The organism is Parcubacteria group bacterium, from assembly GCA_016181765.1.
Taxonomy (GTDB): Bacteria; Patescibacteriota; Patescibacteriia; order UBA2169; family UBA2169; genus CG10-46-32.
In genome coordinates, this window is sequence record JACOYR010000005.1 from 53,876 (window position 1) to 79,256 (window position 25,381).

Genomic DNA, 25,381 nt, shown 5'->3' on the forward strand with positions numbered 1-25,381 from the left:
GATGTTTGGTTGATTTTTTGGCCTTTTCAGACTAGACTGATGATATGGAAATTACAGTTATTAGAGACAAAATAAGTCGTGAAAAAGTTCGCCAGTCGGCTCAAGCCAGCTTTGGCGATATGGTTAAGGCGGTAGTGGACATAAAACAAGGCTCTATGGCGTTAGGCGGGGAGTGGCACTGCGAAGCCGAGGCGGTTTTATTAGAACACGGCTCAAAGCAGGAAAATTTGTGGGGCATCAATATTTATCCTGATAATAATGATGAAAGTTTGATTGCTTTCGTTTCACTTATAAACATTCGACCACGCGTTGGTAATCGATCAATGGAGATTCAGGATCTGATGATTCGCGAAAAGATCAAAGGTATTGTGACGCGTTTAATTGTCTAGATTATGGATATACAAAAATGGCAATCTATGTCTTGGCCGCAAAAGATGGGTAATATCGGCAGTGAAATTACGCGCGCGCGGATATGGGAAGAGAAGAATAATCGTCCAGCCGCCAGGCAATCTTTCGAAAGAGTTTTAGAAATGCTGCAAGCTTCGGCCGGCAATGCGGAAACTGATTTATTGCGCGAGGTGGTGGCTGATTTGGTTAAAGACGGAGAACAATACCAAGTGACACCTAAAGAGTTAGAAGATTATTGTTTACCTTTTGCGTTATTGGCGCGCAAGAATGTATGAGTAAATTAAGCGACAAATATTTATTCGCCCACGAGGAGACGCACATAAATTACCTTTCCATTTTGCTTAATGGTCGGGCTTTTGCGCACCCCATGTTTAAACATTTTTTTGGGATGCCGTATTTTTATGACCACTGGATGATTTTTGTAAAAGGTGATGAGCGCTGGTATTGTAATGCCAAAATGTTTGACGCTGTAAGCGAAAGAGTAGCGCAAAAAATCACCAAAGATAAATCATTTAGCCGTAAAATAGTTAGCCGCTCTAAAATAGTCGGTAGCCGTCTTTATGGCCAATGTTACGCTGCGTTAAGAGAAATTAAAAAAGGCCAATTGCCGGTCCGCCGCTGGATGGAAATTTTTGAGTTATTTTATCAGCTTTGCGCTCTGGGTTTGGGAGCGGTAATGTCTGATTTAGAACATAACCGTTTGTCACAAAAATTAGACACGATTGTTAATGAGAAAATAAGCCAACATCGTCTTAAGCGGTCGTTGGGAGAGTATATTGCCATTTTAGTGCAGTCAGACATGTCGACTTATACACTGGCTGCTAAGAAGGAATTATTGAAGCTAGTTAAAAATAAGCCAACGGACGCGGCTTTGAACAAATATCTCAAAAAATATTGCTGGCTGAATTATGGCCACCGCGGTCCGGCCTTAACTAAAGAAGATTTAATGCAACAGTTAGAAAAACTTTCAAAAAACGTTGCGGAGCGAAAAAATTTAACTATGGCGGTTGATCGGCGCGGCCAGATATTGCGCCAGGCGCGGTTGATGCAGGAGCTGCATTTGTCCGCGGCCGAGAAGCGGCTCTTTACTGTTGCCCGGGATTTTAACGGCATTAAAGCTTATCGGGCGGATTTAATGTTTTTAACTTTTTACGCCCTCAATCAAGCGGTAAATGCGCTGTCGCGGCAACTAGGCGCGCCAGTGAATGATTTATATTCTCTTTTGCCGCAGGAGTTCTTGGCAGCTTTACGGACTAAAAAAATTCCCAGCCCGCAAATATTAAGACAGCGTTTTGATAAATCCGTAGTCCATATAAAGACTTTTGATAAGCTGGAAGTTTTTTTAGGCAGCCAAGCGGACGCCTTTGTTAAAAAGCATACGCCTAAAACCGGGGAAACGAGCACAGCTAAAGTTATAAAGGGTTTTGTGGCTTCATCAGGCAAGGTGAGGGGCATGGTCAAAATAATTAATAATGTCAGCGATATCCATAAAATAATCAAAGGCGATATTTTGGTGGCCGCGCAAACGATTCCGCAGTATTTACCGGCCATGGCCAAGGCGGCAGCCTTTGTGACTGATATTGGCGGTATCACCTCGCACGCGGCCATTGTGGCGCGAGAAATGAAAAAGCCCTGCATCATTGGCACCAAGATTGCCTCTAAGGTTTTGCGAGATGGGGATATAATAGAAGTGGATGCAGAAAAAGGCGAAGTAATAAAAATTAAGTAAAAAATATGCAAAATTTAATTTTACCCTTCAATAAAATAAATAAATCATCAGTCGCTGCGGCCGGCGGCAAGGGCGCGTCTCTTGGGGAAATGTCGCAAGCTGGTTTGGCTGTGCCGCCCGGATTTGTAGTGTTGGCCAGCACCTTTGACCGTTTTGTCGAGGAGGCGGATATTGTGGATGACATTCAAGGGGAGCTGGACAAAGTTAATTATAAGGACACGAACGCGATTGACCGCGCTTCAAACGTGATTCGGGACATCATCCGTGGTACTGAAATGCCGAAAGATGTGGGTTCTGTCATCTTGAGCGCAGCGAAGGATCTGGACGCCAAGTACATGGCGGTCCGCTCCAGCGCGACCGCGGAAGATTCCAAAACCGCGTCCTGGGCAGGGGAGCTGGAAACATACCTGTTCGTCACCAAGAAGAACCTTTTGGAGCAGGTTAAAACCTGCTGGTCATCCCTGTTTACGCCGCGGGCCATTTTTTACCGCCACGAGAAGAAACTTCTTAAAACCAAAGTGAGCGTGGCCGTAGTGGTGCAGAAAATGATCAATTCCGAAGTCTCGGGCATCACATTTACTGTGCATCCAGTAACCGAGGACCGCAACCAAATGATCATTGAGGCAGGCTACGGCTTGGGCGAGGCCATTGTGTCCGGATCAATAACGCCTGACTCGTATGTGATTGATAAGAAAGATGAGTTGATTATGGATGTTTCTATTGCAAAACAGGAAAAGATGATGGTCATTAAAGGCACAACCGGAGGTCTCAAAACCGTGAGCGTGCCAAAAGCAAAACAGGAAAAACAAAAGTTAGCTGGTCCGAAAATTATTGAGCTTGCCAAGCTGTGCGCGAAAATTGAAAAACACTACCAGCATCCGCAGGATATTGAATGGGCTTTGGAAGGCGGCAAGCTCTACATTCTGCAGTCCCGGCCCATAACCACGCTATGAACATTCACTCTTTCAAACACAATGATTGGACTAAAATCTACGATGGGAGATGGAGTTTTTTGAGTAGCACTCATTTTATTGAACAGTACACCAGAGAAATCAAGTTCGGCGGCCGGCCGTTTAAAACGCAGTCAATTGTTTTTGTGTCTGGGGGCCGCAGTTCTGGCTGGATGCGGCAATCGGACAGGGACAGGCTGGGCAATTATTTATCCAAATCTATGACGAGTTTTGGCGGCGACTGCTGGTTTACTACCAGCCGCATATAAACATCAAGTATGTCGTGGACTATTTGCAGGAAGATTTACTCAAGAAGTATTTGCCGGATTTAGAGGCTGCTCGCCTGGCGGCGGAGCCGGTTCTGAACCGAACAGAAGATTTTATGGTTAGTTTCGCAAAACTGTTGGCAAAACAGACGAAGTATCATTACATGTCATTACTCTGTTTGACCAAAGAGGAGTTGCAGCGTTATTTTATTGCCGGGACACTGCCTAAAGAGCAGGAACTAAAACAGAGAAATACGAAAGCAGCGCTCCTGCGTGACCGCAAGGAATTCAAATTTTTTACCGGCAGGAACGTTAATGCAATTGAACGGTTGGTGCACGCAGGCAGCAAGGCCTCATCGGTGAAAGGGGTAACGGCTTTCGGCGGTAAGGTGTTAGGGGTGGCGAGGATTGTTCTTGACCCGCGTTTGTCAAAAGGGTTCAACGAAGGCGATATTTTGATTTCCGGTTCAACCAGGCCCGAGTTTTTGCCCTTAATGCACAAAGCCGCGGCTTTTGTCACGGACGCGGGTGGCATTCTTTCGCATGCAGCCATCACGGCCCGCGAGATGAAAAAGCCCTGCATTATCGGCACTAAAATCGCGACCCAGGTGCTCAAAGACGGGGACCGGATTGAGGTGGATGCGGAAAAGGGGATTGTGAGGAAACTTTAACAGCCTTGACACTATATCATTTACGATATATACTTATGGAGGAGGAATACAAAATTAGATACTACATGAACAGCCGGACAGGAGAAGAACCGACGGTTGAATATGTGGAAAATCTCGACAGTAAGAGCAGAGGTAAAGTTAAAAAGTATGTTGAATATTTGCGGTTATGCGAAGGATATTTAGATGAACCATACTCGCGGCATATAACCGGTAAAATTAGAGAACTGCGAGTTGATTTTTCCAACAATCGCCACAGAATTTTTTACTTCACATTTATCAAAAAGACCATTATTTTATTGCATGGCTATACCAAAAAGACGCCGAAAGCGCCGGAAAGTGAAATTAAAAAAGCCGTTGAAAATTATTATGATGTTATAAATAATCCGCAACTATATGAATAAGAATGATAAAAAATTCAAGGCAACCGATTGGCAGGAGATGTTGGCCAAGGATTTAAAAAATCCCGTATTCAAGCGCTATTACGACGAGTTCGGCAAGCAACTGGAGATTTCGTACAACCTGCTCTTGATGCGCAAAAAGGCGCGCATGAGCCAGGCTCAGCTCGCCAAAAAGCTCGGCACCACCCAGAGCAATGTGGCGCGCATGGAGGCGGGAAACCAGAACTTCACGCTTGGCATGCTCCAGCGAATTGCGGATGCGTTCGGGAAAGATTTGAATGTTTCGTTCGGGTAGTAGTATGAGTGCCTGGAGTTTTGCCATTGTCAATGGGCGGCTCGCTGAAGTGCATTTTGATGAACGCAAAAAAATCTATGGACACTGCTACGTGGCTCGCGAAGAGTATAAAACCAAACAGGAACTGCGATGGATTGATGAAGACACCAAACGGTTGAGAATCGTGTACCGGAATAAAAAGTATAGGCAGGTTGAAAAAATGAAAAACGGGAAACTCGCGTTGGTTAAGCATCTCAAAATAGCCCACTTCGATACCTCAAAGAAGAATATGTCGCCTGCATTTGATATGGCTCCCGATGCGATTGTGTGGCTGAATAGGGATAGGAAAACAAAAACAAGGTGAGATAGGTGGAGGTGGATGCGGAGCGGGGAGTGGTGCGGAAGATTTGACAGCTACACCAGCTCCCAGTGCGCATTCGCGGTCAGTTTGGCGGGATCGTCAAACTGTTTTTTTGCGATTTTGCGGTACGCGCTAACGGCAATCATGGCGCCGTTGTCCTGGGAGTAGGAAAGCGGAGAGATAAACAGATTGGTGTTCTTAGGAAGTTTTTTTTCCAGTTGAGTTCTCAATTCTGTATTTGCCGCAACGCCGCCCGCGAGAATGAAAGTCTTGGGTTTGGTTTGTGCGATTGCAATCAGGGATTTGGTGATGAGGATATCAACGATTGCCTGCTGGATGGAGGCTGCCAAGTCAGCTACGATGTCATTCTGGAGCCGCGTATTCGCGGCGATAGAATCCCGTGGATTGTTCGCGGAGATCCTATCGTCCGCTGCGCGGCCTCCAGGATGACGGGTTGATTTGAGACCTTCAACCAACAACCTAATGGCGTTTTTCATGCCGGAGAAAGAAAACTCGCAATCATTCCGTTCAATCATGGGCCTAGGAATCTCAAAACTCTCCGAGTCGCCTTTTTCTGCCGCTTTGGAAATAGAAGGTCCCCCGGGATAAGGAAGGCCGAGCATGAACGCGGCTTTGTCAAACGCTTCGCCCGCGGCATCGTCCCGTGTTTTGCCGAGGAGTTGGTACTCTCCGTGGCCGGGCATGAGAATCAATTCTGTGTGCCCGCCCGAAACAATCAAAGCAACCGCGGGGAATTTGATTTTTGCGGTAGCGCCGAAACCACCCCCTGACCCCCTCCTGTGTACAGGAGGGGGAGGCAATAGCACGGAGTAGATGTGGCCTTCCATGTGGTTCGTGCCAACCAGGGGCACGCTCCAGGCGAGAGAAAGGGTTTTTGCGGTTTCAACGCCAACATGCAATGAGGTCACGAGGCCCGGGCCTCTGGTCACAGCGATTGCATCAAGCGCGGATGGTTTGGTGTTGCCGAGTGCCTCATGAACCGCGGGAATGATATTTTTCAAATGGTTGCGCGCCGCAAGCTCGGGCACCACGCCGCCGTACTTGTTGTGCAGCTTTGCCTGGGAGATGATCACATTTTTTCGTACGTAAAATTTACCGCCTCTGGCTTCCACCAGGGCAACACCCGTATCATCGCATGAGGTTTCAATACCCAGTATCATCATAGTTTGTTGATGCAGACGAGGTAGGTTTCAAAACTGCGTTCCCGCGAGGCTTTTGGCTTGTAGAGGCGTACCTGCTTGAACATGCGTTCAGCGCGTTTCATCAAGTTTTTGGTTTCAGAACTCTGGAAGAGTTTGGCAACCAGGCTGCCTCCTGCCGCGAGATGCGTTGCCGCAAGCTCCAGGCTGCGTTCAACCAATTCTAAGGACTTTGCCTGATCCCGGTCTTTGATGCCGCTCGTGTTCGGGGCAGCGTCAGAGAGTATTGCGTCAAATGGCCCATAGTCCGCCAACATGCCGCTTAAGCCAGGAGAGAGAATATCCTCCTGCAGCGCAACCACGTTTTTTGCGCGGTACGCGATGGGTGAAATATCAACCCCGACCGCGCGGCCGGACGTTTCCACCAGCTCGCTTGCCACCTGCAGCCATGAGCCGGGAGATGCGCCCAAATCAAGCACCGCATTCCCGGGGCGTATGAGGGCGTACTTGTCAGCGATTGCCTTAAGCTTGTAGGCGCTGCGCGCCAAATACCCTTCGGAGCGGGCCTTCCGCGCGTATGCGTCATTGGGAATGAATGGTTTTACCATACCAGTACTATACCACGGCCCGGGGACAACAAAAGCCCCAGCGTGCGCCAGGGCTTTTGTTGTTAGGTCGTCTTAAGCGTCGCCGCCTTCACCTTCTTCGCCAGCGCCTTCATCCGTGCCATCGCCTGCGCCTTCTTCGTCATCTTGGAAAATAATCATAACGATTATCTCCTCTGCGCGCCTGTTGCGCGGAATGGGTCCGCGAGCCAGGCCAGGCAATGGTTTTGCGTCAATCAGCGCTCATCCACAACTGTGCAAAAATCATCTTGACAGTAAAAATTTGGTACCGCTACGGGGAATCGGACCCCGATTACCAGGATGAAAACCTGGCGTCCTAACCATTAGACGATAGCGGCGCGGCGTCAGAGTCGGGGCTTCGGCTTACGTGTGCTGCTTACGCAGCCCACTCCAGCCTCGGCCCGCCTCTTCCTTTCGGATTTTTCCTTAACTCGCGAGTACGCGAGCCCAAGGAAAAATCCGGAGAGAAAATCCAAGAACATAGCGAGTATACAAAGTTTTTGGTTTTTGGTCAAATTGCTATTGTTGCGGGAGGATTTTTTTAGTATACTTACGGGAGTTACGCATTAACCGCAAGAGCTATGGTGCATTTTCTCAACAAATTGATTGGCATCAAGGAGGGGGAAGAAGAGGAGGTGGCGGCAGGCTCCGGGGAAGGGGGGCTGGAACGCGATTCCGATTCCGCATCCGCGGGCAAAGGCGGCGAAAAAGAGAAGGGCTGGCTTGATGAAAACTACGAGGGCCAGCTCTCGGTTGACGTGTACGGCACCGAGAGCGAGGTGGTGGTGGTTTCTACCATAGCGGGGGTCAAGCCCGAGGATATAGACATTGCCATCAACAACGACATGCTCACCATCCGCGGCCAGCGTTCCCAGGAAAAAGAGGATTCCGTTTCAGACCACTATTACCAGGAGTGCTACTGGGGCGGATTTTCGCGCTCCATCATCCTGCCGGTTGAGGTGGAGGCGGACAAGGTGTCCGCAAGCCTCAAGAACGGGGTGCTCGTTGTGCGCTTGCCGCGGGCGCGCAAGTCCAAGAGCATTTCCGTGCGCGTGAAAGAGGAGTAGGGTATGCAGGCAAAGGTGGTGCACCATGCAGGAATGTATCGCCTGGCGTTGCCTGACGGCACGTCAGTGGCTTTGGATTCATCCGCCATTCCCAAGGCATTGGCCCAGGGCGGCGACTGCCAGATCGTGGTGGTGCCGGCCGGGGAGAGCGTGCCGGACGCGCAAGGGCGCGAACTGTTGAACCAACTATTACATACCGCATAACGTAACGCCCTTTTTGAGCGCGCCATGTGGGATTCCATAAAAAAGCATATACGGCATAACGCCTGGGAACGGCTCCTCGTGGTTTGCATTGTTGTTGCCGCGGTTGCGGTTGGGGCGTCCGCGGCGTACGCAGCCGTGTACCGGGATCGCGTGTACCCGGGCGTGTTCATTGGATCCTACCCGGTCGGGGGGCTCTCGGAGGGCGAAGCCCGGGAGCGCATTGCCGCATCCAGTGATGCGCTTGACCAGAGCGGGCTTATGTTCGTGTTCCGCGACCGCAAGGTGAACGTTCCCACGGTGGTCGCGACTACCGAGGATCCCGACCTCTCGTACCCTTTGATTAATTATGACGTTGACTCAACCGCAGATGAAGCGCTTGCATACGGGAGGGAGGGCGGCGTGCTGCGGCAGTGGCAGGAGCGGGGAGCGGGGCTCATCGGCCGCGCGGCCGTGGTCCCGCATTACAGCTGGAAGCAGGACATCATTGCCGAGCTCCTGCGCAAAAATCTTTCGTCTTTGGAAGAGCCCCGCCGCGAGGCCCAGCTCGCCATTGAGAATGGGGTTGCCCATATTGTGCCGGAGCGGGAGGGCATTGTGTTTGATTACGGACGCGCGCTCGCGGACGCGCGAATACAGCTTGAATCGCTTGCGTTCTCTCCGATTCCCCTCAAGCTCAAGCGCGACGTTCCGCTCCTCACCGCGTCCGCTTCCGAACCCCTGCTGCCCGAGGTCCAAAAGGCGCTGTTTAGCTCCGGAGCTTCCATCCAGTATCAGGGCAAGTCCTGGTACTGGCCGGCCGCAGCGCTGAACAGCCTGATTGAGATTAGGATCAACACCGAGGGCAGTGCGGAGCTCGGGTTTAACTATGAGCGGTTTTCGGAGCTGCTTGCGCCCATTGCCCAGGAGATTAATGTAGAGGTCCAGGAGCCTAAGTTCGCAATACAAGGCGAGAAAGTGGTTGAGTTCAAAACTCCGGCCCCCGGCCAAAAAGTGGCGCTTAGCCACACCTTTACGACCTGGGAGCACGCTCTGCTTTTTAACCGCAGCGAGACTGTTGAGCCGGCCGTGGAAACCATTGAGCCGAGCCAGGGCATCGCTGACATCAACGATTTGGGCATCACCGAGCTCTTGGGCGTTGGCACGTCAAGTTTTGCGGGATCCCCGGCAAATAGGCGGCACAACATTGCGGTTGGCGCTGCCGCAGTGAACGGCAGCCTGGTTGCTCCGGGCGAGGAGTTCTCCCTGCTCAAAACACTTGGCACAGTTGATGCCAAAGCAGGGTATTTGCCCGAGCTCGTCATCAAAGGCAACAAGACTGTGCCCGAGTACGGCGGGGGCCTCTGCCAGATCGGCACCACCACGTTCCGCGGCACCTTGGCTGCGGGATTGCCCGTGACCGCGCGCCAGAACCACTCGTACACAGTGTCGTACTACTTTGACGAGAAGGGCCTGCCCGGCACGGACGCCACCATCTATGACCCAGCGCCTGATTACCGCTTTAAGAACGACACCAAAAATTACGTGCTCATTGCCACGCGCATAGAAGGGGACGAACTTTTTTTTGAGTACTGGGGAACCAAAGACGGCCGCACTGCCACGCAGTCGGACACGCGCATCTGGGACCGCGTGCCCCCGCCCCCCACCAAGTACATTGAAACGCTGGATCTGCCGGTCGGAAAGACCAAGTGCACCGAGACTCCGCACGCGGGCGTGAAAGCCGCGTTTGACTACGCCATCACGTACGCGGATGGGACCATTGATGAAACCACATTTACGAGCCAGTACCGGCCGTGGCAGGAGGTGTGTTTGATTGGCGTGGAAACGCTCTCCGAGGAACTGGACGAGCAGGGCCTTGAACTGGAAGACGCCGACATTTCCGCCGGAACTGTTGAGTAAAAACTAAAAACCGCCCAACACTGCAGTCAAGAAGATAATTTCTAAGAGAATGGCAGCTAAAGCCGCTATTCCTTATGAAGACTATCCCCATGCTTGTCGTGACTGCAGTGTTGGGCGGTTTTCAATGAGTGTGCCTGGAGATTTGTTTCTTTTTTGGGGACAAGAAAGCATTCTATCATACCCCTTGACGTCTGTCAAGGCATGCGCTAAAATCACCTACTTAACCACATACGCATATGATGACCATCAGCCAAATTTATAATCTTGCGGTCTCCGAGGGAATCAGCAAGGATCTGCGCGGTCCGGCTCGGGTTCGCGAGCTTTTGAAGCGCGCCAAGTCAAAGTTTGAGAAGCTCTCGGACGAGAGCAAGGAGGCGTTTGACCAGGAGTCCCTTGCCAATCCCTACTCTGACACGCGCGTGTTCCACGGGGACCTCGGAACCCGCGTCAAAAAGGCCATGGTTGGCGTTGACATTGATACCGGGGAGGTGATGCTCGCGAACGAGCTCAACCGCCGCAATCCGCAAAGCCCCATTGATTTGATTATCAGCCACCACCCGCTCTCGGGCGGCTTGGCTGGTTTGCACGAGGTCATGGATTTGCAGATTGAGCTCTTGGCGCACTACGGAGTTCCCATCAACATTGCGGACAAGCTCACGCGCCAGCGTATCGGCCAGGTTGAGCGCAGCGTGTCGCCCGCAAACCACGGCCAGTCCGTTGACGCGGCAAAGCTTCTCGGGTTTCCCATTATGAGCGTGCACACGCCGACCGACAACCACGTTGCGTCGTACTTGTACAAGGAAATCAAGAAGCGCGAGAAAGAACTGGTGTACGTAAGCGATGTGATGCAATTTTTGAAGACCATCCCCGAGTACCGGGAAGCGGCCAAGCAGAAAGCGGGCCCCAAGATTTTTACGGGCTCTCCGGAGAGCTTTGCCGGCAGAATCGCGGTCACCGAGGTCACGGGCGGCACGGACGGGGCAAAGGAAATCTACGAGCGCTTGGCGCACGCGGGGGTGGGCACCATCATCTCCATGCACCAGCGCGAGGAGTGGAAAGAAGAGGCTGCCAAGCACCACATCAACGTCATCGTTGCGGGCCACATGTCATCCGATTCGCTCGGACTGAACCTTTTCCTGGATAACCTGGAGAAGAAGGGCGTGGAAATCGTGCCATGCTCGGGCCTGATCCGCGTGTCCCGCGCGGGCAAAACCTCACCGGCGCGCGGCGCATCAAAGCCGCGGTCCCGCGTCCGTCCGCGGTGGTAAGCTGTATTTTAAAAGAGCCTGCCTTATCGGCGGGCTCTTTTTTAACCCATGAATCCGTGGTAAGCTGATAAACTATGGAAGAAGAGCGCATCATATCATCACAGGTCCGGAACCAGGAAGATACAGTGCTTGACGTGACCTTACGCCCCAGGCGCCTTGTTGAATATATCGGCCAGGCCAAGGTAAAGCAGAACCTTGAGATTTTTATGGCTGCCGCAAAAAAGCGCGGGGAGCCTATTGAGCACGTGCTTTTGTACGGGCCGCCCGGATTGGGCAAGACCACGCTTGCCGGGGTCATTGCCAACGAGATGGGTGTTTCCATCCGCGTCACGAGCGGACCTGCCATGGAGCGCGCTGGGGACGTGGCCGCAATCCTCACCAACCTCCAGGAGGGGGACATCCTCTTTATAGACGAAATCCACCGCCTGCCCAAAACCGTGGAAGAGGTTCTGTATCCGGCAATGGAGGATTATTCGCTTGACCTCATCGTGGGCAAGGGGCCCTCGGCGCGGGTATTAAAGCTTGACCTTCCGCGCTTCACGCTCATCGGGGCGACCACGCGTATCAGCATGCTCTCGTCCCCGTTGCGCGACCGGTTCGGCGCCGTGTACCCGTTGAGCTTTTATGAGGAGGATGAAATCGGTAGCATCATAGCGCGGAGCGCGAACATACTCAAGATCAATGTTGAAAGACAAGCGAACACAATTATTGCTCAACGCGCGCGCCGCACCCCGAGAGTCGCAAACCGGCTCTTAAAGCGCGTGCGCGACTACGCGGACGTGAAAGCAGACGGCATCGTGACCGAGAACCTTGCGTATGACGCTCTTGATTTGCTTGAGGTGGACGCGCTGGGGCTTGATACGGTTGATCGGAAAATTCTCACTGCCATTATTGAGAAGTTCGGGGGCGGGCCGGTTGGCCTCGGGACCCTTGCCGCGGCAACCAGCGAGGAAGAGGCAACCATTGAAGACATCTACGAACCGTTCCTTATGCAGCTCGGATTTTTGGAGCGCACGCCGCGCGGCAGAATGACCACGGACCGTTGCCACGAGCACCTGGGAGTGTCCCTTGATGCTGTGCCAAGATTGTTCGCATAGGGGTTGCTTTTTTCGGTTAGTTGTGCTATACTGACAATAGTTAAGTTTCCCAGACAGGCACCGAAGCGCATTCGGTGTCTTTTTGCGTTTAGCGCTCCTATGGGGCCCTAAACGCAATATGATACTTACGCGGAAACAGTATAGGCGGCTCAAGCGGCTCCTTAGCGTGGCCGTTTTTGCCATTATATTTGAACTTGGGCTTCCTCCGGTTTCTTTGGCTGCATACGAGAATTATGCGGCGCTCGCGAACGGAGAAGCAAAACCCTATGAATACGGGGTATTTGGCGCACAGCCTTCGGTTGATTCGGAAACCATGGTGCTCTCGCGCGAAGAGCGGCTGGATGCGCCATACGCCCTTGATGCGGGCGAATACGCGGGATTGCCCATTGAAGAAGAGCCTACGGTCGTGCGAGAGCACTGGCTGACCGCGACCGCATACTCGTCCGAGCCCCGGCAGACTGATTCCACGCCGTTCACCACTGCCTGGATTACGCCGGTGCGCGACGGCGTGGTTGCCTTGAACTTTCTGCCCAAAGGATCAATGGTGCGGTTCCCGGACCTGTACGGGGACAAGGTGTTTATTGTTGAGGACCGCATGAACGTGCGCTACCAGTACCGGGTTGACATTTGGATGAACACGCGCGCGGAAGCGAAACAGTTCGGCCTTAAGTACGTGCGCATGGAAGAGCTCGGCGGCCGCGTGCCGCGCGATTATGTGCTGACCCACTATGAGGCAGCGTTTCCGGGAATGAAGTAATGAACACAAAATGTGTACGCGGGCCCAGCGTTAAGGTTAAGGCTGGATTTTTTTTAAGAGGTAGCGTATGGTGTATATACGGATTTGACGTTTCTCCGCGCCTGCGGCGCGGCCACGTGGCCGAGTGGTTAGGCAAGGGTCTGCAAAACCCTTTACACCGGTTCAATTCCGGTCGTGGCCTCCATAACAAAACGACCCGCCGGTTCGGCGGGTCGTTTTGTTTGTGAACCGTTACCCTGGAGGTATCGGCTTTAGCGCCTGATAGTCTCCACAGCACTGTGTTCCACAAATAAAAAAGAAAGAGCGGATCTCTCTGTAGGGATCCAACGAATCATGAATGAATCGCTCTATCGCACAGAAAGACCGCAGGAAGTATATCACGCGCGCGCGGCTGCGTCAACCATTTTTAGTTTAGCTTCTGTGGATATCCCGCCTCCTCGGCGGGCAAGCCGCGCGAGGAGCGCGGTATTCTTGAGCAGCATGGCAACGGTCATGGGCCCCACGCCCCCGGGGACCGGGGAAATCCACGCAGCTTTCTTTTTGCAGGATGCATCAACGTCACCGGTAATCTTTCCATCAACTTCCGAGGTTCCTACGTCAATCAGTATGCACCCTTCTTTAATCATATCGCGAGTGAGCCAGCCCGGCGTGCCCACTGCGGTGATGACAATGTCCGCTTTTTGGGTTTTTTCCGCAATGCGAGGATCCCCGGGCTGCGCGTGTACCGGGGCGGCGCCGAATGAGGAGAGAGCGCGCGCGAGGATTTTGACGAATGCTTCGTGCCGGGCAATAATGGCCGCCTGTTTCCCGTGTAATACTTCGCCTGTTGCAGCGATGAGCTGCACGATTCCCGCAACCAGGCCGGGCATCATTTTTTGCGCGCCCAACCGCTCTGCCTGGATGTTTTTGGGGTGAAATCCGTCTACGTCTTTTTTGTAATCCATTGCGGCAATGATCTTGTCTTCATCCAGGTGCGGAGGGAGCGGGAGCTGTATGAGCATAGCATGAATGCCGGGGTCCTCGTTAAGCCAGCGGACGGTTTGCAGGATTTCGCCTTCTGCCGCATGTTCGCCAAACCGGTACAGGTGAAAATCAATCCCCACCTTTTGGGAAGCTTTCTGCTTGAGGGACACGTACCGTTCGCTTGCCGGATCATTTCCAACCAGAATCACGGCCAGGCCCGCTTTGAGCTTGAGTTTTTTAATCTGTTCCGCAACTTTTTCCTGGATTTCATCAGCAATGGATTTTCCGTCTATCTTGTCTGCGTCTGCCATAGGCTACTCTCCGGGTGTTTCGTAGGTCCAGCCTTCATAGAGCGGGTGGGAGGCGGTCATCTCGCGGACGCGGGCGGCCACGCCCTCCCGCACGTCTCTTTGAGTGGAATTGTGCAATACGTGCGCTATCATTTCTCCGACCTGGGTGAGTTCATCCTCGTCAAAGCCGCGGGTCGTAAGCGCTGCAGTGCCCACGCGCAGTCCGGACGGGTCCATGGGTTTGCGCGGGTCATAGGGGATCATGTTCTTGTTCGTGTAAATGCCCACGCCGTCAAGCGCATGCTCCGCTTCTTTTCCGGAGAGTCCGGTGGCGGTCAGATCCAGGAGCACTAAGTGGTTGTCCGTGCCGCCGGACACCAAATCAATGCCGTTATTCATGAGGCTCGCGGCCAGTGCTTGCGCGTTTTTGATGATGTTTTCCGCATAGTCCGCAAACGAAGGGTGCAAGGCTTCCTTAAACGCAACCGCCTTGGCCGCAATCACGTGGTCAAGCGGGCCGCCCTGCATAAATGGAAATACCGCAAAGTCCACTTTTTGCGCGAGGTTCTTTTTGCCGTCCGGCCGCAGGCGGTCTTCTGTTTTGGAGAAAATCGCGGCTCCCCTTGGGCCGCGCAGGGTCTTGTGCGTGGTGGTGGTGACCACGTCCGCGTACGGGAACGGCGAGGGGTATGCTTCGCCCGCCACCAGGCCCGCGAAGTGCGCCATATCAACCATCAAGTAGCTGCCGACTTCGTCCGCGATTTTTTTGAATGCCTTAAAGTCAAGTATCCGCGTGTACGCGGTGTAGCCCGCGAGCAGCACCCGCGGTTTTTCGCGTACCGCGATCTCCCGCACCTCATCCATGTCAATCAGGTGCGTGTCCCGGCGCACGCCGTAGGGGACAATCTTAAAAAGCTTGCCGGAAAAATTAACCGGCGAGCCGTGCGTGAGGTGGCCGCCCATGGCAAGGTCCATGGCCATGACTTTGTCACCGGGCTCTGCCAGGGCAAAGTAGGCTGCCATGTTTGCCTGGGAGCCCGCGTGCGGCTGCACGTTGGCGTGCTCTGCGCCGAAGAGCTCGCACGCCCGGTCGCGCGCCAGATTCTCTATCACGTCAATGAACTCGTTGCCCCCGTAGTAGCGCTTGCCCGGGTAGCCTTCGGAGTATTTATTCGTCAGCGGCGAGCCCAGGGCCTCCAGGACGCTGCGCGAAACCAGATTTTCCGAAGCAATCATTTCCAGGCCGGTTCTCTGCCTCGCGATCTCGTTCTCAATTTGTTTCGCTACCTCCGGGTCGGACTTCTGTAAATTTTGCATATGGTTTAGATGAAAAACGCGGACCCCCATCCGCTTATACTGGTATCATACCGCGCTTGCCGCGTTTGTCAAAATAAAGAGGGGCGGCTGCTGATTTTTCCGAATCAGCGGCCGCCCCCGTGCGTAATGCCGTTTTAGGGCATCTTTGATCTATACCAGGAGGTGCCCGAGCCCTGCTTCCATCTTTGAGCAATGTGTTCTGTAGGCAGGGGCGCTCACAAAGCCGATTACCGCGTTGCCTGCGGTGTTCCAAATTGAGCTCTCCGGCTCTGTGCCGAGCAGCAGCAGCAACTGCTCGCTTCGGCGCAGGGTTCCCTGAGTGTGATCAAGGTGCGCTCGCATGGTTTGTGGCGCAGGAAGCAGATGTCCTGATTCTTCGTGCGCCATCACCAGGCACCAGGGAGCGGATGGCGTATCAGGGTGTCCCAAGGAAACCGCAATGGGCCTGCCTCCCGGCACCTTGCCTTGCTTCCCGAAGGCAAGAACCGCGCCTTTTGGCTTTACTTTGTGCCCGTTTGCCATTGCCGCCAGAACAGAGGCGAATATGGACTGGCACTTTGCACCGTCACCCGTAAGGTCAAAGCCGCCTATGGTGAGGCGCATTGCCAAGTCTGAAAGCACGTCCGCCGCGCGTTCGCCTTGCATTGAGCGGTCCACAACCTGCTCAACCACGGTCAGGGTGAGCGCACAAGCGATATACGTGCTGTCCAGCAGTTCCATAGTGCCCGTGGTTCCGTCAGTTCCGCTGAACGACATCGCCGTATGGACCATCGGGGAGCTTGCTGGAGCGTACATCCGCCGTTCGCTCGTGACGGAGCCTGTCCCGTCGTCCGTGGTGATGCGCACCATCCCATTACTCAACCAGATGTTGCCGTGGTCGCGTATGAGGTCGTCGACGGTGTCGGGAAGCCCGGGTTTCTGTTCGCAGATGAGTTGGTAAATGCATGCGCTGTACGCCGCATGGTTCTGCGCGGTGACGTCTCCTTTAGCTACGGAACCGATGTTCATGAACAGAGCCCCCAGGAATTCAGCCACCAACTCTTCCGCGGTTACGACGAGGTTGAGCAGAATCTTGAGGTGGTGCACGCACCACATTGCCTCTAAGCTGTACTGGAAGAGGCAATGCGCGCTTTGGTCATCCAACGGCGGCAAGCCTTTTAGTTCGGCAAGCCGTTGTCCGTCGCCGTTCAGCAGGTTCTCGGCGATGGGTAGCATCACCTCTTGTAGTTCCGGAAGCGCTTCGCGCGCTTCGGTGAGCTGCTGGATGACAATGGGATCGCGCGTGTCATGGTGCGTGTCCAGGGGCTTCCCCATAAGGTTGTGGACGAGCGCGGTGCTGCACCTAATGAGATGCACCACCCTGTCCCGCGCGTACTTCGCGCTCGTGCGGTAGAGCCTCGTCTTGGTAGTTCTGCTTTGCGTTCGGCTGCTGGTGGCCTTTCCGAAGAGCTCATCCTTGCGGCTCTTGAGTTCGTTTGGAATGAATACGACGAGTACTTCGGGGATGTGCCGCTCAATGAGCCAGTCAACTTGCTTGGATTCAATCGGCCCCTTGCTCGGGATCGGAGTGCTGGTAGCTTTCCATGTTTCTGGTCTGACTGCTTCGGCTGCATACACCCGCCAGCCGCTTTCTAGGTGAAGCCTGATTTCCGAGGGAGTGGCATACGCTGAAAATACGCGTTTTTCCCTCCGGTCGTTTCCTGTGACGAATTCGTTGGTACCATGATATTCTCGCATGGCCTATCGCTCCTTGATTATGAGATGCAGTTTGATGCAGTGTAAAGTCCAAATTGGGAATGTGCGTTGGTTTGCTAAATTGTTTTTATCACTTTTCTATATTTTTGTCAATATTTTGGTTGCCAGCGCTTCGGCAAGATGGTACGATGTTTCATATGAAAGCAGGATTTTTTTTACCTCTGGCAGTACTCATTTTGTTCGCGGGAACGCCGCAAACGCTTGCCAAGGAGGCTGACCCCGCCAGCGCTCCTTGGCAAGCGAAGGATTATTTTTCCTTTGTCGCGGAGGTGCGCGTTCCCGAGGAAGGGGCGCGGGACGTGGTTGCGGCCGGGGGCGTGGTTGACATCAACAATCCGGTGGCGCAGGACGTGCTTGCTCTCGGGGGAACGGTCATCATCCAGTCGCAGGTATCGGGGGACGTGCGACTGGCCGGAAAGCGCGTGGTGATTGCATCCGACATCAGCGGCAACGCGGCAGTGCTCGCGCAGACCGTTGAGATCAGGCCCGGCAGCACCATCGCGGGTTCCATGGAAATACGCGCCAAGGACGTGGTGATTGAGGGAACCATTCTCGGCGACGCGCACATTGCCGCGGAAACGCTTTTGCAGAACGGCACTATCGGCGGAGAACTCACGCATGACCCCATTGGCACGCCAGGCTATGAGCGCTCTCCGATTGCGTGGTTTTTCCGCATCATAAGCCTGTTCGGCATGCTGGTTACCGGCCTCGTGCTGGTGAGCGTCACTCCGTTGCTGGTGCGCTACATGGTGCGCGAATCAATAAAAAATCCGGGCCGCGATATTCTCTGGGGCGTTGCCGCCTTGGCGCTCGTGCCCATTGCCGCCTTGGTGCTTAGCCTTACGGTTATCGGGTTTCCGCTGGGCGTGATTCTGGGAACGAGTTTGTTCGTTGCGCTGTATATTGCCAAGATTCTGGTTGGTATTGCGCTCGGCACGTACCTCATTGGCGCGTTCCGCGGGCGCGAGGAGGCGCAGAAAGCATCCCTGCTCTGGACCATGGTGCTCGGTATCGCCGTGCTCTGGCTCGTTATCGGCATTCCGAGCATTGGCTGGCTCTTGAAGCTCGTTGCTCTGGTATGGGGTTTGGGCATGCTCGTGCGCCTTGGATTCCGTTTGTTTAAGGCGCTGGAATCTTAAGGTATGGGCATCAATCCGAAAATTTTTAAGGCGTACGACATCCGCGGCATATACCCCGGCGAAGTCAATGAGCATGCCGCGCAGCGGATAGGGCGCGCGTTTGTCGCTTTTTCGGGCGCGCAAAAGATTATCGTGGGCCGTGACGGCCGCGTTTCTGGCCCGGCTCTGCACGCTTCTCTTGTGAAAGGCATCACCGAGGGGGGGGCTGATGTTTTGGACATCGGCCAGGCATCAACTGACATGTTCTACCACGCGTGCGGCTCAAAAGGATTGCCCGGCATTATGGTGACCGCGTCCCACAACCCGGCAGAGTACAACGGATTCAAGCTCGTCAAAAAGATGCCGGATCTGGTGAGCGGGGAGGATTTTCGTGACGCGGTTGCGGGAGCCGAGCTTGCCGCATCTCCTGCAAAGGGTTTGGTGAGCGAGCTGGACATCAAAGATGAGTACGGAAAGAAGATGCGGTCGCTGATTGACACGAGCGCCATTCCCCGGGGATTGACGATTGTGGTTGATCCGGCAAACGGCATGGGCGGGGTTGCGTATGATAGTGCGTATAGCGGTTTGCCGGTGCATACGGTAAAACTGTTCTTTGAGCCGGACGGCACGTTCCCGAACCACGGGGGCGACCCCCTCAAAGAAGAAAACCGGCGCGACCTGTGCAGCCGCGTGAAAGCGGAAGGCGCTGATCTGGGGTTTGCGTTTGATACGGACGCGGACCGGTTTTTCGCGGTAGATGCGACAGGCACGTACGTTCCCAATGACTTTCTCGGCGCTCTACTCGCCAAGTATTTGATTGAGAAGCACGGAGGCGGCACCATTGTGACGGACGCGCTCATCGGCTGGGCCATGCGGGATTTGGCCAAGGCGGCCGGAGGAAGCGTCTGCATGTCCCGCGTGGGGCACGTGTTCATCAAGCGGGAAATGGACAAGAACAAGGCGCTCTTCGGCGTTGAGAAGAGCGGGCACTACTATCTCCCTGATTTTTACTTTGCTGAGTCAGCCGTGGGCACGTCTTTGATGCTTTTGGAGATGCTCGGGCACTACGGCAAGCCGCTCCATGAGCTCATTCGCCCTCTGCGCGAGAAGTACCACATGATTGAGCAGATGAATTTTGAGGTTAACGATCCAGATGCGGTGCTCGCCGCTGTCCGCGAGCGCTATTCGCCAAGCTGTGAGATTCAGGAATTGGACGGGATTTCCATCATTGCCGAAAACTGGCACGCGAACGTGCGCAAATCAAACACCGAACCCATGGTTCGGCTGAATGTGGAGGCGTTGGATAGGGGATTGATGGAACAAAAGCGGGACGAGCTTTTGAAGCTGATTCAAGGATAATTGACCCAAAGGTGATTAGTAAAAGGCATATGCTCACGATTTAGCGGGACCCCCCGCTTGCCCGAGGCGTAACTCGGTCAAGCGTACCCGATAATCGTTCGCATATGCCTTTTACCTGACTCCTATTTTTTCTCTGACCTCGCGCATGGTTTGTTGCGCGATTTTTTGCGCGGCCTCGGCACCTTCAATCAATATTTCACCGATGCGCTCCCGTTCTTTTTCCAATGCGGCCCTGCGTTCGCGGATCGGTTTTAGGTGGCTGATGATGGTGTTGGCAACCACGTCTTTTAGGTCAGAGTACTGCAGTGAACCTTTTTTGTGCTGGCGCTTGAGTTCGTCCGCGAGTTTTTCGCCACCCAATGCCTCAAGAATCGCGAACAAGTTCTCAACCCCGGGAGATTTTTCACGGCCCTCGGTTGCCGTAACCGCGCACCGGACTTTCTTTTTGATCACCTCATCAGAATCCGAGAGCGCGATGTAGTGCTTGTCTCCGAGGGACTTGGACATTTTTTTTGTTGGGTCGGATAAAGACATCACGCGCGCCTGCTTGGTCAAAAGCGGTTTTGGTTCGGGGAATAGTTTTCCGAACGCCTTGTTAAATCGGCGGCTAATCACGCGCATCAGCTCCACGTGCTGGACCTGGTCTTCGCCCACTGGCACCAGGTTTGCTTTGTACAAGAGCACGTCAGCGGCCTGGAGCACGGGGTAGGTGAATAAGCCGGCATTGATGTTTTGCTTGTTCTGTTCGGACTTGTCTTTGTACTGCGTCATGCGTTCCAATTCGGCGATCGGCGTCAGTGTATTAAAAATCCACCCTAGCTCCGTATGTTCCGCAACCTGGGACTGGACGAAGAGCGTTGCTTTTTCCGGATCAATGCCGCACGCCAACAGGTCAAGCGCCAAGCCGCTGATTCGTTCCGGCAGCTTCTTTGGGTCATACTCAATAGTCATCGCATGGTAGTCCACAATGCAGAATATGGACTCATGCTCATGCTGGAGGTCTGTCCATTGCTTGACCGCGCCCAGGTAGTTGCCGAGGTGCAGAGCGCCGGTTGGCTGGATTCCGGAGAAGATGAGATTTTTCATATGCGTTTACTATACCTTAAGCACCACAGGCAAGACCATAGGCTCGCGCTCGGTTTCCTTGAACAGGAATTTGCCCAGATCATCCCGCAGCTTGGCGCGGATTTCGCCCCAGTCTTCGCTCTTTTTGGGCATTTTTTTCGGTTGCCCATGACCTTGCGGGTTTTGGTGTTGACCTGCACCACGACCACGACCATGCCGTCCGATGCCATGACCTGCCGGTCTTTCAATACCACGTTGCCCACGTCCCCGACTCCGAGCCCGTCCACGAACACTGGGCTCGTATCCACCTTGGTATCCGTGGCCCGGCCGCCGCGGGAATCAAACTCCGCGATTTGGCCGTTATCAAGCACCAAGATTTTTTCCGGCTTAAAGCCGTTGTCGCGCGCGAGCTTGGCCGCCTCGCGGAGCATGTAGTGGTATGCGTACACCGGAATGAAGTAGTCCGGCTTTACGGTATTCAAAATGAATGTGATGTCCTCGCGGTTGCCGTGGCCCGAGACGTGGATGTCCATGAGCTCGCCGTGGATCACGTTGTCGCTCTGCCGGTAGAGCTCATCCTTGAGCTTCTGGATGGTCGCCTCGTTGCCGGGAATGATGGAGGAGGAGAGGATCACGGTGTCGCTCTTTTTGAGGCGCACGTTCTTGTGGCTGCCGGTGATGATGCGGGAGAGCACGGCATTGCCCTCGCCCTGGGCGCCGGTTGCGATGACCACGATTTTGTCGTCCGGAATATCGTCAATCTGGCTGATTTTAATCAGGGTTCCCTTGCGGGCCTTGATGTACCCGAACGTAGCCGCGATCTCAATGTTCATTTTCATGCTGTACCCGTCCAGCGCGACTTTCTTGCCCAGCGCTTCCGCGGCGGCAATGATCCAGCCGATGCGCTCAATCTGCGAGGCGAACGTGCCGATGATGATCCTTCCGGGCGCGGTGCGGATCAAGGTTTCCAGGTTTTTTTTCATCTCGTCCTGGGTCCCGCTCTTGCGCACGTCAATGGCGCCGAGAGACTCAAGCATCAGAATGCTCGGCCGCTTGACTTTTGCGAGATGCCGGTAGTCAACAATGGGATTGCCGGTTCGGGAATCGCGTTCCAAGGTCCAGTCTCCGGGATGGATGATAGAGCCGGCCGGCGTTTCCAGAATCACGCCCACCGCGTCCATGATGGAGTGCTCAATCCGGAAGAACGAGACTTTGAACGCGCCGAACGTAAACCGGTCCGAGAGCGATTTGATGGTAATGGGCTTGAGCCGGTTGGTTGATTTCGGCTCATAGTCTTCCTGCCGGTGCTTGACCATGGCCAGGGTCAGGGGGCGCCCCACAATGGCGGGGTAGCCGAGGCGGCCGAGCAGGATGGGGGATGCGCCGATGTGGTCCAAATGCCCGTGCGAGAAAATCACGGCGCGCACGTTCCGCTCCTTTCCCTTCAAGCAGGAGATGTTGGGGATGATGTAGTCAATGCCGTGCTGGTCCTCTTCCGGGAATTTCAGTCCCATATCCAGGATGATGATGTCATTGCCGTACTCAAATACGGTCATATTCTTGCCGACCTCTTCCATGCCGCCGAGCGGGATGATTTTAAGCTTGTTCTGCTTGCCGGCCGCAGTACTTGGGAGTGTGGATGTTTTTTGGCCGCGGCCGGGCGGCCGCGGAGTAGCGCGGCCGCTCCTTCCGAAGCTTCGCCGGGGGCGGCGTTTTGCTGATTTAAGTTGTGTTGGAGTCATGTTTTGCCTAACTGATTATTTAATGGTGTCCGCGACCACGGCGCTCATGGAGGCCGGGAACGCGACAATGATGGTGCGCTTGAGAGTGAGTATGAAATCCATTGACCAAGGTCCCACTTCAATCACCGAGAGCAAGCCCGCGACCACGAGCAGAGAGAAGAAGTAGGTTGAGAGCACGCGCTTTACATACTCGTCCCAATGCTCGGTGAACGTGCCGCGGTAGTAGTTGTAGTACACGAACGTGCCGATGAAAATAATGGAAATCACGGCGAGGATCGCGATGCGCGAGGCGGGCAGCTCGTTGGCAAGCCTCCATGATTCCTCGGAGAGCCCCACGGGCGCCGCAAGGATAGTGGCTCCGATCACGACCTGCAGCAGGTCTTTGAGCAGGAATTCGGTCCGCAAAGGGTTGGTGGCGCGGCGCAGAATATCCTGCACCTCGTCGCCGACGGCGCGGGCAACGTCCAGGGGCAGGGTTGCCACGTCCTTGATGGTGCCTGCAACAGCTCCGGCGGCTTCGGCCATGGTTTCGGTGACTGACGAGAGGTTGAGAGAGGAGGCAGGGCTGCTTTTTTGTTTTGCTTTTGGCATAGATGATGGTGTGATAATTTGAAAAAATTAATGGTGGTGCCGGAGGGGAGACTTGAACTCCCACCCTGCAAGCAGGACAGCGCTCTGAACGCTGCGTGTCTACCAGTTTCACCACTCCGGCGCGTCGTTTTAGAATTGCAGACGTTTTTTGGTTTTGATGTACCAGGAGGCGATGTTTGAGAACCGGTCCGAGGGATGGTTGATGCGTTCCGTGGCAATCCCCTTGAGGTTGCCCGGAGTCAGGTAGGTGTACTGGAGGCTGTACAGGAAGATGGCCGGAACATCATCTGAAACTTGTTTTTGGAACGTCGCATACTTTTCTTCGCGCGTTTTAGGGTCGCTGGTTTTACGGGCGTCTTCCAGGAGCGCGTCCACTGCCTTGTTCTGGTACAACGCAAGGTTCAGCCCCGGGTCATTGGCCTGGGACGAGTGCCAGAACGGGTAGGGGTCCGGGTCTTTTCCGATGATCTGGCCGAACAAGAGCACTTCGTACGCGCGCGGCTTGATGACGTCTTTCTGGATGCTTGCGACCTCAACGATGTTGAGGTTCACTTTGACGCCGATGCCCTGCCAGAGATCGCGGAGCGTTTCCGCCACAATGATTGAATCTTCGCGCTGGATGGCGGTCAAGGTCAGGCTAAGCTCGGCGTTGTTTTTTTGGCGCGTGTACGGCGGCCGGGTTTGGTCCGGCGCGCCCAGGGTTGCGCTGCCCCGCGTCACGGCCGGCCCTGCAGCGCCTCCATCATCCGTTGCGATGCGCTTCCACCCCGCATCATCCAAAAGCTTTTCCGCCTGGGCCGGGTCAAACAGGGTTCCGGAGGCTCTTTCCGTGTACCCGAGCATGCCCGGGAGAATGGGCCCTGCCACGGGAAGCGCCTCTCCTCCGAACGCGTTATCAATGATTTCCCGTTTGCTGGTTGCGAGGGAGAGGGCCAGGCGCACGTTTTTTTCTTTCAGGGCCGCGTTTGCTTCCTGGTTAAAGAAGAGGGCTGTGTACTGGGGCAGCGAGAATTTGTGGACTGCCGCCTGGCCGGTTGCTGACGTGGTCTGGTGCTGGGGCAGGAACCCGATACCGTCCACGTTGCCGTCCCCGAATGCGGCGTACGCTTCTTCAAAGCTCCCGAAGAACTTCAGCGCCACCTTCTCGACGAACGGCCCCTCGTTGTAGTAGCCGCTGAACCGTTTGAGCCGGTACTCCTTGATGTTGCCGTTCCGGTCTTTTATGAACTGGTCAAACCGGTAGGGGCCGCTTCCGACTGGCTTGAGGTTCAGTTCCGCGAGGATCGCGTGGGCCGGGTCAATATTTGACCAGAGGTGTTCGGGCAGGATCCCGAAGGTCATGACCGAGAGGAACGGGGCAAACGGCTCCGCGAGCGTAAAGCTTATAGTGTATTCGTCAATTGCCTGGGCGCGCACGTTGCGGAAAGTCGCATACAGCGGACTCTTGAATGCGGGGTCCTGGATGCTCTGTACCGTGAATGCGACGTCCCGGGTGGTCAGGGGCTCTCCGTCGTGCCAGCGCACATTGGGCCGCAGGGTGACGGTATACGTGGTTTGGGATTCGTCAATACTGTAGGATTCAGCAAGATCAGGCACCAGGCTTCCGTTTTCATCCAGCTTCATCAGGCTTCCGAACACGAGCCGCGCGATGTCCTGGTCAACGTCATTGGTTTGCGCGAACAGGGGGTTTATGTACGTTGGCGCGCCAACGGCCGCTTCCGCGTATTCGCCGCCGTGTGCGGGCTTGCGCACCAAATTGTTTTGGTAGAGCAGGACGCCGAGCGCCAGAGAAGACGCGAGGGCCAGGAAGAGCGCTGTCTTTGTGGCGAGGAGTTCGGTGGGGCTGTAGAACTTGGTGAGATACTTGAGCTGGGTGAGGTTGGGAACGCGCTTCTCGGCGATGACTTCAAACACAAAATCCTGGTCCGTTTTTTCGGTAAGCGAACGCGCTCCCCTGCGTGAGAGTTTTTTAGCGATAGAACTGAAGTAATCGGCAATGCCAGATGCAAGAGAAGCGCCAATCATAACATGCGCCAAACGAGCCGCGTC

Annotated in this window: 25 protein-coding genes and 3 tRNA genes; 17 read left to right on the top strand and 11 right to left on the bottom strand. The window is 54.4% G+C overall.

The genetic code is table 11. The annotated features are described in order from the left end of the window. The first annotated feature begins 50 nt into the window (after positions 1-50). The 8 genes from HYT31_04270 (at position 51) to HYT31_04305 (ending at position 5,060) form a co-directional block, all read left to right on the top strand. A complete protein-coding gene (locus tag HYT31_04270) occupies positions 51-389 on the top strand; it encodes a hypothetical protein (protein MBI2050990.1) in 339 nt (112 codons plus the stop codon). Positions 390-392: 3 nt separating this feature from the next. Then, positions 393-683, top strand: a complete 291-nt coding sequence (locus HYT31_04275; GenBank protein ID MBI2050991.1) for a hypothetical protein — start codon at positions 393-395, stop codon at positions 681-683. Then, the gene (locus HYT31_04280; protein MBI2050992.1) at positions 680-2,137 is read left to right on the top strand and encodes a hypothetical protein; all 1,458 of its coding nucleotides are present in this window, start codon (positions 680-682) and stop codon (positions 2,135-2,137) included. The genes HYT31_04275 and HYT31_04280 overlap by 4 nt, the downstream gene beginning before the upstream one ends. A 5-nt stretch (positions 2,138-2,142) precedes the next feature. Beyond that, positions 2,143-3,090 carry a hypothetical protein gene (locus HYT31_04285; GenBank protein ID MBI2050993.1) on the top strand — a complete coding sequence of 316 codons (948 nt, stop codon included), beginning with the start codon at positions 2,143-2,145 and terminating at the stop codon, positions 3,088-3,090. Positions 3,091-3,370: 280 nt separating this feature from the next. Further along, positions 3,371-4,024, top strand: coding sequence for a hypothetical protein (locus HYT31_04290; protein ID MBI2050994.1), 654 nt, complete (start codon positions 3,371-3,373; stop codon positions 4,022-4,024). 35 nt (positions 4,025-4,059) lie between these two features. After that, positions 4,060-4,425, top strand: a complete 366-nt coding sequence (locus HYT31_04295) for a type II toxin-antitoxin system RelE/ParE family toxin (GenBank protein MBI2050995.1) — start codon at positions 4,060-4,062, stop codon at positions 4,423-4,425. Beyond that, positions 4,418-4,717, top strand: a complete 300-nt coding sequence (locus tag HYT31_04300; GenBank protein ID MBI2050996.1) for a helix-turn-helix transcriptional regulator — start codon at positions 4,418-4,420, stop codon at positions 4,715-4,717. The genes HYT31_04295 and HYT31_04300 overlap by 8 nt, the downstream gene beginning before the upstream one ends. Positions 4,718-4,721: 4 nt before the next feature. Then, a complete protein-coding gene (locus HYT31_04305; protein ID MBI2050997.1) occupies positions 4,722-5,060 on the top strand; it encodes a hypothetical protein in 339 nt (112 codons plus the stop codon). 50 nt (positions 5,061-5,110) lie between these two features. On the opposite strand, the gene tsaD is transcribed toward HYT31_04305, so the two are convergent. The 3 genes from tsaD to HYT31_04320 form a co-directional block, all read right to left on the bottom strand. Continuing rightward, entirely contained in the window at positions 5,111-6,241 is a 1,131-nt protein-coding gene (tsaD, locus tag HYT31_04310; protein ID MBI2050998.1) for a tRNA (adenosine(37)-N6)-threonylcarbamoyltransferase complex transferase subunit TsaD, read from the bottom strand. Then, on the bottom strand, positions 6,238-6,825 hold the full coding sequence (locus HYT31_04315) for an RlmE family RNA methyltransferase (GenBank protein ID MBI2050999.1): 588 nt from the start codon (positions 6,823-6,825) through the stop codon (positions 6,238-6,240). The genes tsaD and HYT31_04315 overlap by 4 nt, the downstream gene beginning before the upstream one ends. A 281-nt stretch (positions 6,826-7,106) precedes the next feature. Then, positions 7,107-7,181: transfer RNA gene (locus HYT31_04320), tRNA-Glu, on the bottom strand. Positions 7,182-7,424: 243 nt separating this feature from the next. Here HYT31_04320 and HYT31_04325 point away from each other — a divergent pair. The 7 genes from HYT31_04325 (at position 7,425) to HYT31_04355 (ending at position 13,316) form a co-directional block, all read left to right on the top strand. Beyond that, positions 7,425-7,910, top strand: coding sequence for an Hsp20/alpha crystallin family protein (locus HYT31_04325; protein MBI2051000.1), 486 nt, complete (start codon positions 7,425-7,427; stop codon positions 7,908-7,910). Between the two features lie 3 nt (positions 7,911-7,913). Then, positions 7,914-8,114, top strand: coding sequence for a hypothetical protein (locus tag HYT31_04330; protein ID MBI2051001.1), 201 nt, complete (start codon positions 7,914-7,916; stop codon positions 8,112-8,114). A gap of 24 nt (positions 8,115-8,138) precedes the next feature. Then, entirely contained in the window at positions 8,139-10,010 is a 1,872-nt protein-coding gene (locus tag HYT31_04335) for a VanW family protein (GenBank protein MBI2051002.1), read from the top strand. A 239-nt stretch (positions 10,011-10,249) separates the two neighbouring features. Beyond that, the gene (locus HYT31_04340) at positions 10,250-11,278 is read left to right on the top strand and encodes an NGG1p interacting factor NIF3 (protein MBI2051003.1); all 1,029 of its coding nucleotides are present in this window, start codon (positions 10,250-10,252) and stop codon (positions 11,276-11,278) included. A 74-nt stretch (positions 11,279-11,352) separates the two neighbouring features. Then, the gene (gene ruvB, locus HYT31_04345) at positions 11,353-12,375 is read left to right on the top strand and encodes a Holliday junction branch migration DNA helicase RuvB (protein ID MBI2051004.1); all 1,023 of its coding nucleotides are present in this window, start codon (positions 11,353-11,355) and stop codon (positions 12,373-12,375) included. Positions 12,376-12,493: 118 nt separating this feature from the next. Further along, entirely contained in the window at positions 12,494-13,132 is a 639-nt protein-coding gene (locus tag HYT31_04350; protein ID MBI2051005.1) for a 3D domain-containing protein, read from the top strand. 110 nt (positions 13,133-13,242) lie between these two features. Then, a tRNA-Cys gene (locus HYT31_04355) sits at positions 13,243-13,316 on the top strand. Positions 13,317-13,509: 193 nt separating this feature from the next. Here the strand turns inward: HYT31_04355 and HYT31_04360 are convergent. From HYT31_04360 to HYT31_04370, 3 genes are all read right to left on the bottom strand, one after another. Continuing rightward, on the bottom strand, positions 13,510-14,406 hold the full coding sequence (locus HYT31_04360; protein ID MBI2051006.1) for a bifunctional 5,10-methylenetetrahydrofolate dehydrogenase/5,10-methenyltetrahydrofolate cyclohydrolase: 897 nt from the start codon (positions 14,404-14,406) through the stop codon (positions 13,510-13,512). A gap of 3 nt (positions 14,407-14,409) precedes the next feature. Next, entirely contained in the window at positions 14,410-15,702 is a 1,293-nt protein-coding gene (locus HYT31_04365) for a serine hydroxymethyltransferase (protein ID MBI2051007.1), read from the bottom strand. A 150-nt stretch (positions 15,703-15,852) separates the two neighbouring features. Further along, positions 15,853-17,439 carry a hypothetical protein gene (locus HYT31_04370; protein MBI2051008.1) on the bottom strand — a complete coding sequence of 529 codons (1,587 nt, stop codon included), beginning with the start codon at positions 17,437-17,439 and terminating at the stop codon, positions 15,853-15,855. Between the two features lie 155 nt (positions 17,440-17,594). Here HYT31_04370 and HYT31_04375 point away from each other — a divergent pair, with 155 nt between their 5' ends. Further along, complete coding sequence (locus HYT31_04375; protein ID MBI2051009.1) at positions 17,595-18,596, top strand: polymer-forming cytoskeletal protein; 1,002 nt, start codon at positions 17,595-17,597, stop codon at positions 18,594-18,596. 3 nt (positions 18,597-18,599) lie between these two features. Next, a complete protein-coding gene (locus HYT31_04380) occupies positions 18,600-19,934 on the top strand; it encodes a phosphomannomutase/phosphoglucomutase (protein MBI2051010.1) in 1,335 nt (444 codons plus the stop codon). Positions 19,935-20,045: 111 nt separating this feature from the next. On the opposite strand, the gene trpS is transcribed toward HYT31_04380, so the two are convergent. The 5 genes from trpS to HYT31_04405 all read right to left on the bottom strand — a co-directional run bounded on the left by trpS (position 20,046) and on the right by HYT31_04405 (position 25,357). Continuing rightward, complete coding sequence (gene trpS, locus HYT31_04385; protein ID MBI2051011.1) at positions 20,046-21,020, bottom strand: tryptophan--tRNA ligase; 975 nt, start codon at positions 21,018-21,020, stop codon at positions 20,046-20,048. Further along, entirely contained in the window at positions 21,017-22,741 is a 1,725-nt protein-coding gene (locus tag HYT31_04390; GenBank protein ID MBI2051012.1) for a ribonuclease J, read from the bottom strand. The genes trpS and HYT31_04390 overlap by 4 nt, the downstream gene beginning before the upstream one ends. Before the next feature lie 15 nt (positions 22,742-22,756). Beyond that, positions 22,757-23,332, bottom strand: coding sequence for a DUF2391 family protein (locus HYT31_04395; GenBank protein MBI2051013.1), 576 nt, complete (start codon positions 23,330-23,332; stop codon positions 22,757-22,759). Between the two features lie 34 nt (positions 23,333-23,366). Then, a tRNA-Leu gene (locus tag HYT31_04400) sits at positions 23,367-23,453 on the bottom strand. A gap of 8 nt (positions 23,454-23,461) precedes the next feature. Further along, a complete protein-coding gene (locus HYT31_04405) occupies positions 23,462-25,357 on the bottom strand; it encodes a peptide ABC transporter substrate-binding protein (protein ID MBI2051014.1) in 1,896 nt (631 codons plus the stop codon). Positions 25,358-25,381 lie beyond the last annotated feature (24 nt).